We start from the raw sequence: 14,882 nt of genomic DNA, 5'->3' as shown, positions 1-14,882 counted from the left end.
ATTTCACTATTTCGTATATTGTTCGATTTCAGATTCAATTTCCGTGTTATCCAAATCATGCCACTCTATCGGCTTAATTTTCTCCTGCAAATATTCAAAAGCCACAAATAAAGCAGGTACAATAAATACCTGGAAAATCATACCGATAAACATACCGCCGATCGCCCCCGTACCTAACGTACTGTTTCCGTTAGCTCCTACTCCATGTGCAAACATCAACGGCAACAATCCGATCACCATGGCCAAAGAGGTCATCAAAATAGGACGTAAACGAGCCGAAGCCCCGGATATCGCCGCATCCACGATACTCATTCCGGTTTTACGACGATCAAGCGCAAATTCCGTGATCAGGATGGCATTCTTAGCCAAAAGACCGATCAACATGATCAACGCAATCTGCATGTAAATATTATTTTCTACCCCCATCATATGAGCAAAAATAAAACTGCCCATCAGGCCGGACGGCACGGAAAGCAAAACGACCAAGGGCAATATATAACTCTCGTACTGTGCACTTAGCAATAGGTATACGAATACGAAACACAAGATAAAGATCATAGCCGTAGTACCGCTACTACTATTTTGTTCCTCCCGCGTCATACCGGAAAACTCGTATCCATACCCCGTGGGAAGTACCTGGGCCGCGACCTCTTCAATAGCCTTAATGGCCTGTCCTGAACTGTATCCATCAGCAGGAGCTCCGTTCACGCTCATAGAGGTAAACATATTGAACCGTTTGATATTATCCGGACCATATACCTTGTTCAAGGTCATGAACTGAGTAATCGGAGCCATCTCGTTACCGTTGCGCACCTTCACTCCCTGCAAGGATTCCGGATTGATACGGTATTTAGGGTCGGCCTGGATCATAACTCGATATAATTTTCCGAAACGATTAAAATTCGAAGCATAAATACCTCCGTAATACCCCTGTAAAGTTACTAAAATATCGTTCGGACTAATACCGGCCTGTTTACACTTGGCCGCATCTATATCTATCATGTACTGGGGAAACGTCGGATTAAAAGAGGTCTGTGCCGTAGCAATTTCAGGTCGTTCTACCAACTTAGCCAGAAAATCCTGTGCCACGGAATAGAACGTATTCAAATCTCCACCTGTCTTATCTTGCAAGTTAAACTCAAAACCGTTTGTAACACTATATCCGGGAATCATAGGAGGAGCAAATAGAAGAACCCGCGCATCCTTTACTGTCGCTTTCGCTTGCATATAAAGCGTACCGATAAGCGTATTGATATCCTGCCCTTTGGTACGCTCGTCCCAATCTTTCAATTTTATAATGAATGTCCCGTAAGAATTACCTTGTCCTGCCAAAAAGCTATAACCGGTAACCTGTGTCCGTCCTTTTACGGCTGGATTAACGGCAATCAGACTATCGACCTGTTGCATGGCATACAAAGTCCTCTCTTGTGCCGTACCTGGTGCCATATCTACAACGGCAAATATCGTACCGGTATCTTCATTCGGAACCAATCCCGTCGGAGTAATATTCATCAAAAAGATCAACAAAACGACTGACGCGATAACCGCTCCAAACGACAAGACCTTCCGATGAATGAAAAATTTCACTCCTTTTTCATACTTTTTCAAGGTCATATCATAAGCCGCATTGAAAGCTAAATGAAAACGATCCACCAAAGAGATCTTTCTCTTTTTTCCGTCCTTGTCATGCGGTTTTAAAAACATGGCACACAAAGCCGGACTCAACGTCAAGGCGTTGACGGCAGACAATCCGATCGCTATCGCCATTGTTAAACCGAATTGACGATAAAAAGTACCGGAAGTTCCCGTCATAAAGCTCACCGGAATGAACACGGACATCATAACCAAAGTAATCGATACAATAGCCCCGCCCAATTCACTCATAGCGTCGATAGAAGCTAAACGGGCGGATTTATATCCCTGATCCAATTTGGCATGCACTCCCTCTACCACCACGATGGCATCATCCACCACAATAGCGATAGCCAAAAGTAAAGCACACAAGGTCAAAAGATTAACACTGAATCCTATCAAATAAAGTCCAAAGAAAGTTCCGAGCAAGGCCACGGGAATGGCAATAGCGGGAATCAACGTCGAACGAAAATCCTGCAAGAAAACATATACCACGAGGAATACCAACACGAAAGCCTCTATCAACGTCTTGAGCACCTCACGAATGGAAGCGAACAAGAAATCATTGGCATCCAATAATACCTCCACCTTCACTCCGGGAGGAAGTGTATTATCAATCCTACCCAGATAGTCCTTTATATCGTTGATAATTGTCGTAGCATTAGAACCCGCCGTTTGGAAAATAATAGCAGTCACACCCGGATGCCCGTTTACATTATTATTAAAACCATACGTCAAACGTCCCAATTCGATATTAGCGACGTCCTTCAATCTTAAAATTTCCCCGTTGGAAGTGGCGCGTACAACAATGTCCCCGAATTCTTCCGCGGTTTGCAAACGTCCCTTGTATCTCATTACATACTGGAAGGACTGGTCTCCTTGCTCTCCGAATTGTCCGGGTGCAGCCTCTATATTTTGCTCCGCCAAAGCCGCAGAGATATCGGCAGGCATTAACTTATATTGAGCCATCACCTCCGGCTTCAACCAGATACGCATAGAGTAATCCGTACCCATCACCATGGCGTCACCCACGCCGGGAATACGCTTAATCTCCGGAATAACATTGATATTCATATAGTTCTCCAGAAATTCATTGTCGTACTTATCATCGGAACTATAAAAAGCAAAACCCAACAACATACTGGTCTGACGCTTTTGCGTGACGACACCGACCTTCGTAACCTCGGAAGGCAGGAATCCTTGAGCCTTGGTAACACGGTTCTGAACATTTACGGCAGCCATGTCCGGATTCGTTCCTTGCTTAAAATAGACCTCAATCGAAGCATCTCCGGTATTCGTTGCAGTAGAGGTCATATACATCATATCTTCCACTCCGTTGATTTGTTCTTCCAAAGGAGCAATAACACTATTCAATACGGTCTGAGCATTCGCACCGGTATAAGAGGTATTTACCCGAATGGTCGGAGGAGCAATATCCGGATACTGTGAAACCGGCAAAGATACCAAACCCAATCCTCCCAGTATAACGATTAAAATGGAAATAACCGTCGAAAGCACAGGGCGGTTTATAAATTTATCTAACTTCATCTTTTCGTTTATTACAGATTAATCTTAACGCCCTAATTTTGTTTCGGTCGAGTCATAGCTTTCAACTTCGCAGCCGATTCTTCCAAAGTAATCGGTTTGATTTGCATTCCGTCTCTCAGTGTTCCAACCCCTTCGGCTACAATCTTATCACCGGGCTTTAAACCGGAAGTTACAACAAAGTTTTTCCCATCATTCAATTTAAATACTTCTATCTCCGTATTCTTCAACTTAGCATCCTCCTGCAAAACATACACGAATCTTTTATCTTGAATTTCATAAGTTGTTTTTTGAGGAATAACAAGTGCATTCTTCAAAGTCGAAGGAATAACCACAGAACCCGTTCCTCCGCTTCTCAACAAATGCCGGGGATTACGAAAGGCCGCACGTACACTCACGGCACCTGTGGTCCGATCTATTACCCCGCTAATGGTTTCTATTCTTCCTTGCTCGGAATAAAGCGAACCGTCAGCCAAGGTCAAAGAAACCAATGGCATCCGTTCTAAAATTTCCTTAGAGGAACCGTCTTGCCGAATCAGATCTAATAACTCTTTCTCCGTCATTGAAAAATAAACATACATCTCCGAAATATCCGATACCGTCGTCAAAGGCGTAGCCGATGTGGGACTAACCAAAGCACCCACCCGAAAAGGGATACTCCCCATAACCCCATCGACAGGACTCACCACTTTCGTATATGAAAGATTTTTTTCCGCATTGACTAATTGTGCCTCTGCCTGTGTTAACGCTGCTTTTTGCGAAGCTAAGGCGTTTTCCGCCATCTGGTAATCATAGCTACTGATAATATTTTTCCTGGCCAACTCCCTTTTATTATCGGCTGTCAACTGAGCCGTAGCCACGCCCGCTTCAGCCACGCTTACGGCAGCACGAGCTACATTTACCGCTTCCTCGTATTGCACGGGATCGATAATAAACAACGTCTGCCCTTTTCGCACGTTCGCTCCCTCGTCTATACATAATTTCGTAATAAATCCGCTGACATTCGGACGAATCTCAACATCTTGCCGTCCCCGAATAGTCGCCGGATAGGAAGAGGTCAACACGACATCCTGAGGCTCTACCGTTATTACGGCGTAATCCGGTACGGCTTGCTGACCTGATTGCTGTTTATTATTACAAGCAAAAAAAGTGATTCCCAACATCATCCAAATAACTTGTCGGGAAAAAATAATCATTAATCTCTGCATTTTCATATATTATATTTTATATAATTAAATTTTCTCTTCCAAGGTACAGGGTATAGACAAACACCATACCAAACAAAACAATAAGAAAATTGTTTTTATGCCGCTCAGGTAAAAAAAATCTTAATTACAGATACAATCATCGATAAGAACCTCTGCCCCTCAGAAACTCAGGAATACTCCGATTCCTATCCCCCCATAAAACTCCCCAAAATTAACAAATTTATTCGGACATGCATATCCTGCACATGATTTTAATCTTAATTTATAAAGCAAAAAAAAATAGCAAAGTAGGGTGAGGATAGATCTATCCTCACCCTACTTTACTAAAAATTCGTAACTGAAATCAACTTGCTACCCGATTCTCTCTTTCTCCTCGGTTCTTACCTTTTCTACCGGGAGCTACGAGTCACAACCGGTCACACGGTCAAATTTCTATATATAACCGCAATACATCCCAATAAAGTCACCATGTAGATCAAAAATAGAATAAATGCCAAGATTCCTCCTATAAAAGGAATAAAAGCAAAAACAACAAGAAGTATATAAAACGCAAGTCCCAAAACAAAATGAATACCAAATATGGTCCATTTATAACCATAAGTTGCCTGATTACTACGTATCATCGCCTCTCCCGGAGCAACTCCCTTGTCTAATAAGATATAAACGGCAAGAGACCAACCGATGGAAATAACAATTCCCGGAATAACGACAAAAAAGAGAGCCGGGATGATGGCAAGCGACATCAATCCGATCAAGGTAAAGAATTCACCCATATATTTCCGGTATTTGGCCTCAAAAATAAACAGGGGAGAGATCATCTCTCCTTTGCTCAAAGCGACAGGAATGGTCATGATAGCGATGGTTGTTCCCACATTCAAATAGGGGATCCAAATGGTCAAAATCCACAAAAATACGGCAGCAATTAAGGATAACGTATTCTTCAAACCGATACCGACACCCTCTCGGAGTACGCCAAAAACAGTAATTCTTCTGATTATTTCCATCATTTCACAGATTAAGATTAATAAATAAAAACATCACACACGATTTGTATCTTTCTCTCAAATATATACAATTATTTAATTATATCACGGTTGTATGAAATAAATAATCCCGATCGTAATTCACCCCTTCATTCTTTCTCCTTTTCCATGCTCTTATTAAAGCAATGCCGACAAATAGGCTCATAAGTATCTTGTTCTCCCAACATCACCAAGCTATCATTCGGTGTCAATCGATGGGAATGATTGGCCAAATTTCCACAGCGGACACATATGGCATGTACTTTTGTTACATATTCAGCAATAGCCATCAGTTGAGGCATAGGTCCGAAGGGATTGCCTTGAAAATCCATATCCAATCCGGCAACGATCACCCTTACGCCATGATCCGCCAACTCCTTGCATACGGACACGATATTAACATCAAAAAACTGGGCTTCATCGATTCCAACCACATCCACATCTCCCGTCAACAAAAGAATATTACCGGAAGAATCTACAGGTGTTGACCGAATTGTGTTGGCATCGTGCGACACGACATCTTCTACAGAGTAACGGACATCCAGCTGGGGTTTAAAAATCTCTACCCGTTGGTTCGCGAACTTAGCCCGCTTCAATCGACGGATCAACTCCTCTGTCTTCCCCGAAAACATTGATCCGCATATTACCTCTATCCATCCTGCCCGATTAGCACTTTCCAAAAACATATTCACCACTTTTACATCTGCAAAGGTATAAAAAAAACGAAGAGGAAGTACGGTCCACGTGCTTTTACCCTATCTTCCCCATTCATCATCGTACTCTTCGCTTTTACATCTCCTTTCATTACTTTTTATTACCAAATTAACATAACCATAACATTATCAATAGATTTTTTAGCAGAAAAATTCCTTCTGTTTTTCCCGATAAACGTATCTTTGTAACAGAATATCGGAATGGAACTATGAGTCAACCTATCTCTTTTCGTCGGAATGAAGCATTAACTACTATTAGGCAAGAATGGAAAGGAAATCCCGTCGTCAAAGGAAAATTTATCAACCAGCAACACCATGTAAAACACGGAATAGGTAGTGTTTTAAAGTGGAGACTCTCTCCTAATCCACAGAGGAAAGAAAAACGAAGAGAAAAGTGGAATCCCGAAATAAGATTTCTTCACTCTTTGGAAAACATAAAAGGAGATGCTTTGGTTTGGCTGGGACACAACTCGTTTTTCATGCAGTTCGGAGGCAAAAAATTGCTCTTCGATCCCGTTTTCGGTCATATTCCTTTTGTTCGCAGACGAAGCAACCTACCGGTTAACCCCCGAATCTTCAAAGACATCGATTACCTGCTGATAAGTCACGATCACTTCGATCACTTGGATAAAAAAAGTATCGCTCTTCTGTTTTCCAATAATTCCCGGATGAAGGTTTTTTGCGGTTTGGGTGTGGGAGAGCTTCTCCGATCCTGGTTCCCTTCTATTCAGGTTATCGAAGCCGGATGGTATCAACAAATAGAAGACAACGGTCTTAAAATAACCTTTCTCCCTGCCCAACATTGGGGCAAACGCTCCTTCGCTGACGGAGGACAACGCCTATGGGGAGCTTTTATGTTAGAAAAAAACGGACTTTCACTATATTATAGCGGAGACACGGGATATGCCAAACACTTTTCCGAAATCAAGGAACTATTCGGTTCTCCGGACTATGCCTTGTTAGGAATCGGTGCCTACAAACCCCGCTGGTTTATGCAACCCAACCACATCTCTCCCCATGACTCTATCAAAGCAGCCACGGAAATGGGAGCCAAAACAACCATTCCCATGCATTACGGCACTTTTGACCTATCCGACGAACCGCTAAGCGACCCGCCTAAAGTTTTCGCAGAAGAAGCTCAAAAACACAAGGTAAACATCTATATCCCCGTCCTCGGCGAAATAGTTCCCCTAAAATAATCCACAGGGAAGGGTGCAATGTGCTATTTTCACAAACGCCGAATAATATTCAATCCTACTCCCTTAACCCGGACAAGCTACTGTTGACCGCCACCCGGATATTGCTTCATTTTTTTTCCGTTCGCGCACAGAAAACTCCATTCACTTTTTCCCTTTAATTTTTTATTCAACGATTCCCGCACTTCCCGCTCCGGCAACCTACGATTTCGATCGATACCTCAATAGGGCAGGCAAAAAATATCACGCCCGGGTTTTAGCATGTTCATTCAATGCTAAACGAAGGCGTGATATTATTTCAATCTAAGAGAGCTTTAGTTTTTCCAGTGAAATGCTTCCAAATCGATATTGAAGTTATCCTTGAAATATTGAACCAGATAAGCGTATTTTTTCTTGATCAGCGGATACTGGTCACATAAAGCCGTGGCCTCTTCTTTCGTGGTTCCGGCAAACCAGCCCACGTATTTATAAAAATCCTGCTCTTTCGAGGGTTGCAACCGACTGTTACGCCAAATATAACCCCGTTCCCACATCAATTTGTCGTTGGTTATGACTTCCGCCTCGTAAGTACTCACCGAGTAAAACTCCTCGGGCAACACCGTGGTTTTGGCAATCAAACCGCTCGCCACACATTCGTGCAATTCCTGCATGGCCGCTTTCAACTTCGTCTTTGCCGGGAAAGACTTCGATCCCGCACCTCCCCAGATGTAGCTATTAACTCCTATAAGACCGTAACGTTGCGTCTTTTTATTCTTCGTTTCCCATAAGGTGTCTGTCAAATAAATGCGGTACGGTAAAAACTCTTTCAACATCTCATCCGTGTACTTCACCAACACCTTCTCCTGTACAAAATCCAATAATTTTTCCGCGTAGTCGGCATTTTCCGGAAAAGAATAGACATAATTATAATAAGAGTCCCAGTTCCAGTTTATCTCTGCATTCGTATACGAACAAGCAATAAATGTATCGTACTTCTTGTAGAAATCGGCAATCTTTTTATCCAATGAGGTCGAACTTGAGATTTCCGGTTCCACGTTAAAATCCAATTCGGGCTTAATATCGTCTTCCGAACAGGCGTAGCACATAAAAAACGCCATCAACAGGTATATCATCTTTTTCATCGCTATTACATTTTACTTTCAACAGATTTTCTTTCAGGACGATTATTCAATTGTATCGCCGTGTTATATTCACGTTCTTTACGAGGGATCTCCAACACGTATCCGGCATCCCCCTGTTCTAAAATAAAGGTTTCCTCCAATCCGCCGTTACTGATCAAAACATGTTTCAATTCGGGCATTCCCTGACGCCTCAGATCCCACCAACGATGAGTCTCTTCAAAACATAATTCCTTCCGCCGTTCAACCCTGATATCTTCCAACAACGAAGCTGCCGTATAATCACTCTCCTGTTTATCCGTGTAATCCTGAATACGATTTTGCCTTAACTCGTTCAACAACTCTACGGCCCGTTTCAGATTCGGTTCCTGTTTATCCAACACGTATGCCTCCGCCAAATTCAAATATACCTCCGCAACTCGCCAAGCCTCTCCTTTCCCTTGAGAAGGAGTACGGGCATATTTAATCGGTTCGAACTGATATTTCGCCACATTAAAAAATGCTTTCACCCGTAAGTCCTTATCCATATCGTATAATTTTAACAAAGCGTCGTCGGCAAACTGGGATACCTGGAAGAAGGGACCTGCATTAGCCCCGGAAATAGTGTATATATACCTGTACGAAGTCGAAACGCTACCGAAATTAAACAACACTTCCGGATTCTTGGTCGGACTGATAAAAGAGAAAGAAGATTCTCCAAAAGCGATATCTCCAGCCGTCAAATCGTATAACTTGGAAGACAATTTCAACAATTCTTCTCCGTATTTCTTCACCCCGGCCCAATCCTCTTGGAACAAGGCAATCCGGGAAGCCAGAATCAAAGCCGCCTCGTACGAAACCTCAAACTTGTTATCCGGCACGGAAGCCTTACCAAATAACTCCAACGCTCTTGCCATATCATCGTTAATCAATCGGTATACCTCGGCTATCGGCTTCCGGTAAAGACGATCCAGCGAAGGCTTGGTTTCCAACCATATACAAACACCCGGATCTGTGTTTACCGTCTCTTTATTATAAGGTTTCGCGTACCAATTTACCAGGCAGAAATAATTATAGGCCCGTAAGACCAAGGCCTGGGCTACCAACAGGTTGATATCTTCCTGTCCCCCTTTCATCTTCTCCATATCGTTAATAATCAGATTACAACCCAATATATTCTTATACCGGGCCGGGTAAGCCCCGTCGGTCTTACTCATCTCTTCTTCCAAATCCCGTTGCCAGGTGAAAACACCTTTATACTTGGCAACATCGGAAGTTTGGTCCTTGCTTTTATTTCCGACCCATATCTCCATATCGTCATCCATCAGTTTTATATAATCGGCATCACCCTGAAAGTTTTCCGGATACCCCTCTCCGATTAACAATTGCCGGTACTGTTCCACCGTCTCCGGAATCACCACGTCCTTATCCGAATACTCGAGAAAACTGTCGCATCCGGACAACATATAGAGAAGCACTATTCCTGTAAATACTATTTTATTTCTCATAATTTCATCATTTTGTGATACTTCAATAAATCTAATCTTTCAAAAAGTATTTATTTTCATTATCCATTCATTACATTTTTACTACCTTCCATCCGATCTCAGGTTCCTTCGTTTCCGCATGCTATCAAAAAACGACGGTTTAAAAAGTCAGGTTTAACCCCAAACTATAACTCGGTAATATCGGAATATTCGCTGTCGGTGTTTCCGGATCCAAATTATGCCACTCCTTCGGAGCCCAAACGGCTATATTATTTGCTTGAAAACGCACCGTCATCCCACGCAGATGCATCTTCTTCACGAAGTCGGAAGGCAACGTATAGCTCAGGGCTAATAAACGGAATCTTAAAAAATCGGTTTTGGCTACCCGGATATCACTCAAGTCATAAAATTCTTGAAACGTATACCCCACATCCGACCGATAATTAAATAGGGCTGGAATATTAGTAACCGCTTCATCTCCCTGTTTCTTCCAACGATTAGCAATTTCTTTCGTCACGTTTTCCGCGGGATCAAATACAGCTTTTTTGTCCCCGTACATCTTGGGCAAACGGGATTTACCTCCCAATTGGAACGAAAATCCCAAGGACAAATTAAAACCTTTATAGGAAACATAGGTATCAAAACCTCCTGTTACGTCCGGATTGAAATTACCCGATCTCACGAAAGTGGCATTATCATAGTCCACGCTATAAGATTCATTGCCCTCTTTATCTAAAAATAACGGATACCCGTTTTCCTCGCTTAATCGCACAAAATCAATCGAATAAAATGTTCCGATAGCTGTTCCCTCCGTGGTAATATTACCTTTGATCATATCTTTTCCCATCTCTTTTTCCGTCGCCTCGGGATATTGAGACTTTATAATTTTATTTTCGTTATGAGCTGCATTGGCTCTAAAGGTCCATTGCAAACCGTTATGTTTAACGATATCCACGGATATAGCTCCCTCGAAACCTTTATTCTCCATAATTCCGGAATTAATCGTCAGATAATTACGTCCGGTTGCCATTGAGACTTCTTTATTCATCAACAGATCCTCACTTCTCTTGTTGTAATACTCCAACGTGGCCGAGAACCTTCCTCCCAATCCGAATTCCAACCCCACGTTAACCGATTTTGTTTTTTCCCATCGCAGATCGGGATTCGGTAACTGTTTTAGGGTAGCATATCTCAATTGAGTCAGATCCTGACGCCCCTGCAATTGTATAATCAAGTCCGGAGAAGAATTGTCTCCGATATTTCCCTGAACACCGTAAGAAGCCCTTAATGCCAAGTAATCCACCCATTCAACATTTTTCATAAATTGCTCCTCGTTCACGTTCCATCTTCCGGATACAGACCAGACAGGCAAAAAACGATATTTCGGGTTTGTTCCGAATTTATTAGAACCGTCGGAGCGAATGTTGGCATTAAAAATATAACGATTCTCGTAAGAGTAGTCGACAGAACCTATAAAAGAAGCAATTCGTGTTTCCCGGTCCGTAATCACGGCCGGCGCATTTCTCCCCACCAGTTCCCGAATCTTATCGTTATCCAGATTCGGCCAAGTCACCCGATCACCGCCTTCATTATCGTACCCGTACACGATAGCCGAATGTCCTTTATACTCTTTCATCGTGATTTCCTGAATAAACAATCCCCGAAGAACATGTTTATTATTAAAAACACGCTTGTATTCCAATCCGTTCTGTACCAGAATCGTATGGCCATTAGTGTAGCCATAAGACAATTCTCCCCCGTAGGGCAATTTCGATTTTTCCTCTTCCCGGCTCAAAGGAGGGAAGAAACCAAGATCATATCCACGGATATCGGCAATATAATAAGAACGCTCGGTAGCGATACTCTCCGTTCGCGCGTTCGAGGTGGCAAAAGCAAAAAGTCCCCTATACTTCAAACCCTTATATAAATCAATATCCAAATTCAATTGGAGCTTCAACTCCTCCGAATGTCCTTTCGAACCGGTTTCAGCCAACTCGTTCAGTACATTGTAGGATCTCGGTTTTTCCGTGGTTCCCCGATTATAATAGCATAAACTTCCGTCTTCGTTATACGGAGAAAGTACTCTGGAAGCATGGTAAGCATAATCTTGCGGGTTAACTTGATAAAATCCATTGTTGTCCGATACGGAACCGGACATCTTAAATGTCGTATGCAACCAAGGAGCGATATCGCTCGTGATTTTCAACATGGCCGTGTACCGTTCACTATCGGAACCAATAGCTGCCCCTTTACTATTGTTATAACCCAACGAAACATAATACCGTCCATGTTCTCCTCCTCCGGCAATACTTAAACTGTAATCCTGATACAGGGAATTACGGAACAGAATATCAAACCAATCGGTATTACGAGTTTCCAGTACTTTAGCCTGTTTTTCAAATTCCCGAGGAGTAATTTTCTTATCATACAGATCCATCACCAATCCTTCATAGCCCATCCGCCGGGGTACATTATAATACTCTAACCCGTCAGCAAGGATTTCCTGGGATAACCGTACTCTTTCTTGTGAATTCATTAAATTTAACCGACGATAAGAAGGCCTTTGATTTACAGAATAGTTCGCGTTGAAATTAACGGATGGCTTTCCGCTTTTTCCCGCCTTCGTGGTAATAGCGATCACACCATTGGCTGCCTGAACACCATAAATAGCGGTAGCCGAAGCGTCCTTCAACACGTTTATACTTTCAATATCCTGCGGATTCAATCCGGCAATCCCGTTTCCGATCAAATATTCGGCATCAGGACCGTTGATATCGGACACGTTAAAAGGCAAAGCACTTTCCTGAATAACACCGTCGACAACCCAAATCGGAGCCTTCGTTCCGTTGATTGTCGAAGTACCGCGTATACGGATCTTCGGCGTTGCACTCGGCTCTCCCGAAGTCAAGGTCACCGACATTCCCGCAACCTTCCCCTGCAACATCTGGTCGATCGTCATAGCACCGGCAACCACCACATCTTCAGCTTTCAACGTGACTATAGAACTGGCCAACTCCCGCTTACTGAACTTTTGATAACCTGTCGTGACGACCACCTCTTCCATTGTTTGAATATCTTCTTCCATCTTAATCAGATACTCTTCTTTATTTTTCTCCAATTTCACATACTGTGTCTTCATCCCGATAAAAGAAACGACGATGGTGTCCACTTTACCCGTAAATTCCAAGGTAAATAACCCCTTCGTATCCGTTGCCGTTCCCAAGGAGGTTCCTTTCAGACGGATGGTCACGCCGGGTAAGGGAAGTCCTTTCGTATCGACAACCTTCCCCTTGATAACCTCTTTGTTTTCGTCCGAGATCCAGCCTTTCTCCCCTTTACGCTGCAATACAACCACATCGTTAATGATTTTGTATTCCAAATTAAAAGAAGGCAAAACCTTATCCAACACGGCCTTTACTTCTTCGTTCGTAATATCGAGAGAAATCTTTTCTTTCCCTTTCACGACAACCGAATTATAAAGGAATTGCATACCTGTCTGACTCTTCACCGCCGAAATAAACTCCTCCAACGTCGCTTGTTCCAACTTCAAAGACACTTTAGTTTGGGAATATACCCCAGCAGAAAGATTCAAACTAAACAAGAACAGAAAGACAGCACTTAGTTTCATAGTCATCCAAGTCTTTTTTTTACACTTAATAAGGCATGTTAACCTTAACAATGGTACTTTTTCCATACTTTTGCAACATATTAGTTATTAATATACTCTAACACGGATAACAAATTTCCTACGTCTGGTATCCGTGTTTTTTATTGATACAGAATCACCGTATTTCCACTTATCCTATATTTCAACTCACCCGTACCTTCCAGTAATTGGAGAAAAGAATTTATCGTATCGTATCGTTTGAGGTTACCCGTAAAACGCACCTCTTTCAAGTGATGCGATTGATAAAAAACAGTCACATCATACCATCTCTGCAACGTTTTCATAATATCTTCCAATTTCTGATCTTTAAACACGTACAAACCGTCTTTCCACCCTACATACTCGTCTACATTCACTTTTCGACATGCCACCTCTCCCGTCGGAGAAGCCATTACCTGCTCGCCCGGTTCAATCGCGAGTGAATCCCCATATCCGATATAAGCCACTTTTCCGCGAACCAATGTCGTCATCATCTTCTCTTCCGGATAAGCAGTAATCCCGAATGCGGTACCCAAGACCCTCACATCTCCCAACTTGGAATGCACGATAAAAGGCCGTTTATCTTTCTTTATGTCAAAATAAGCCTCTCCTTCTATATATATTTCCCGTTTACCCTCTCCGAAACGAACGGGGTATTTCAGTTTGCTTTCCGCGTTAATCCAAATACAAGAACCATCTTCCAACGCCACGTAGCATTCCGCTCCCGCAGGTACGATCAATTCATCGTATTCGATTGCATCCGTAATCGTATCCAATGAAACATAAGTTAATTTCCCGGCTTCATACTGGATTTTCGTTCCTCCCCGCTCCTCTATTTTTCCCTCTTTATCCAACACGATCTCATTCGCCCGCTTCTCTCCCAATTTCAAATAGGCCTTAGCTATTCCCGGGCGGATAACCGTATTTTCAGCATACCGTAGTTGTTTTTCCTCCTGCCTATTTAACCATAGCCCTGTCCCGATTCCCAACAATATGAAGACAGTTGCAGCAACAGAACAGCGTAACAACCGTTTTCGCAACATTAATCTCTTTATCTGCCGTTGCTCGAATTTCCGGAAAGCTTTTTCTGGCGAATATAACCTATACTTTGCCAACTCCTCTTCTACATAAACATCGTCGGATATATCCGTAAATACCCGATATAAAAAAGGATTTTCCATCAACTTATCGAACTCTTCCCGTTCTTTTACAGTTAATTTTCCGGAAAACGCTTTCCGAAACAAAAAAACAATCCGTTGAAATTCATCGCCCATTTTCCTATATTCATTTTATATAGAAAATGCACGAACCGACTTTTGGTATGACAAAAAAGATG

The 14,882-nt window shown here is 42.6% G+C and carries 9 protein-coding genes; 1 reads left to right on the top strand and 8 read right to left on the bottom strand.

Annotated elements, in window-relative coordinates:
* Nucleotides 1–6 precede the first annotated feature (6 nt).
* The 4 genes from PGR74_RS00315 to PGR74_RS00300 form a co-directional block, all read right to left on the bottom strand.
* On the bottom strand, nt 7–3,180 hold the full coding sequence (locus tag PGR74_RS00315; protein WP_041503966.1) for an efflux RND transporter permease subunit: 3,174 nt from the start codon (nt 3,178–3,180) through the stop codon (nt 7–9).
* Between the two features lie 32 nt (nt 3,181–3,212).
* Nucleotides 3,213–4,340, bottom strand: a complete 1,128-nt coding sequence (locus tag PGR74_RS00310; protein ID WP_235375093.1) for an efflux RND transporter periplasmic adaptor subunit — start codon at nt 4,338–4,340, stop codon at nt 3,213–3,215.
* Nucleotides 4,341–4,801: 461 nt separating this feature from the next.
* On the bottom strand, nt 4,802–5,389 hold the full coding sequence (locus PGR74_RS00305; RefSeq protein WP_052634734.1) for a hypothetical protein: 588 nt from the start codon (nt 5,387–5,389) through the stop codon (nt 4,802–4,804).
* A 128-nt stretch (nt 5,390–5,517) separates the two neighbouring features.
* Entirely contained in the window at nt 5,518–6,093 is a 576-nt protein-coding gene (locus tag PGR74_RS00300) for a thymidine kinase (protein WP_041503967.1), read from the bottom strand.
* Nucleotides 6,094–6,329: 236 nt separating this feature from the next.
* Here PGR74_RS00300 and PGR74_RS00295 point away from each other — a divergent pair, with 236 nt between their 5' ends.
* Nucleotides 6,330–7,319, top strand: coding sequence for an MBL fold metallo-hydrolase (locus PGR74_RS00295; RefSeq protein ID WP_041503968.1), 990 nt, complete (start codon nt 6,330–6,332; stop codon nt 7,317–7,319).
* Nucleotides 7,320–7,630: 311 nt separating this feature from the next.
* Here the strand turns inward: PGR74_RS00295 and PGR74_RS00290 are convergent, their stop codons facing one another.
* The 4 genes from PGR74_RS00290 to PGR74_RS00275 form a co-directional block, all read right to left on the bottom strand.
* The gene (locus PGR74_RS00290) at nt 7,631–8,437 is read right to left on the bottom strand and encodes a hypothetical protein (protein ID WP_041503969.1); all 807 of its coding nucleotides are present in this window, start codon (nt 8,435–8,437) and stop codon (nt 7,631–7,633) included.
* A 5-nt stretch (nt 8,438–8,442) separates the two neighbouring features.
* Nucleotides 8,443–9,921, bottom strand: coding sequence for a RagB/SusD family nutrient uptake outer membrane protein (locus PGR74_RS00285; RefSeq protein ID WP_270516578.1), 1,479 nt, complete (start codon nt 9,919–9,921; stop codon nt 8,443–8,445).
* 139 nt (nt 9,922–10,060) lie between these two features.
* On the bottom strand, nt 10,061–13,534 hold the full coding sequence (locus PGR74_RS00280; protein WP_041503971.1) for a SusC/RagA family TonB-linked outer membrane protein: 3,474 nt from the start codon (nt 13,532–13,534) through the stop codon (nt 10,061–10,063).
* A gap of 134 nt (nt 13,535–13,668) precedes the next feature.
* Nucleotides 13,669–14,820, bottom strand: coding sequence for a FecR family protein (locus PGR74_RS00275; RefSeq protein WP_041503972.1), 1,152 nt, complete (start codon nt 14,818–14,820; stop codon nt 13,669–13,671).
* Nucleotides 14,821–14,882: the final 62 nt, after the last annotated feature.

The organism is Sanguibacteroides sp. AM78-02pH3A, assembly GCF_027666085.1.
GTDB classification, from domain to species: Bacteria; Bacteroidota; Bacteroidia; order Bacteroidales; family Marinifilaceae; genus Gabonibacter; species Gabonibacter massiliensis.
The sequence above is the reverse complement of the archived record's forward strand: the minus strand, read 5'-3'. Positions and strand labels throughout refer to the sequence as shown.

What these genes read in the sequence shown, in the direction of transcription:
- PGR74_RS00315 (WP_041503966.1), bottom strand. Translation starts at nt 3,180, where the DNA reads ATGAAGTTAGATAAATTTATAAACCGCCCTGTGCTTTCGACGGTTATT.
- PGR74_RS00310 (WP_235375093.1), bottom strand. Translation starts at nt 4,340, where the DNA reads ATGTTGGGAATCACTTTTTTTGCTTGTAATAATAAACAGCAATCAGGT.
- PGR74_RS00305 (WP_052634734.1), bottom strand. Translation starts at nt 5,389, where the DNA reads ATGGAAATAATCAGAAGAATTACTGTTTTTGGCGTACTCCGAGAGGGT.
- PGR74_RS00300 (WP_041503967.1), bottom strand. Translation starts at nt 6,093, where the DNA reads ATGTTTTTGGAAAGTGCTAATCGGGCAGGATGGATAGAGGTAATATGC.
- PGR74_RS00295 (WP_041503968.1), top strand. Translation starts at nt 6,330, where the DNA reads ATGAGTCAACCTATCTCTTTTCGTCGGAATGAAGCATTAACTACTATT.
- PGR74_RS00290 (WP_041503969.1), bottom strand. Translation starts at nt 8,437, where the DNA reads ATGAAAAAGATGATATACCTGTTGATGGCGTTTTTTATGTGCTACGCC.
- PGR74_RS00285 (WP_270516578.1), bottom strand. Translation starts at nt 9,921, where the DNA reads ATGAGAAATAAAATAGTATTTACAGGAATAGTGCTTCTCTATATGTTG.
- PGR74_RS00280 (WP_041503971.1), bottom strand. Translation starts at nt 13,534, where the DNA reads ATGACTATGAAACTAAGTGCTGTCTTTCTGTTCTTGTTTAGTTTGAAT.
- PGR74_RS00275 (WP_041503972.1), bottom strand. Translation starts at nt 14,820, where the DNA reads ATGGGCGATGAATTTCAACGGATTGTTTTTTTGTTTCGGAAAGCGTTT.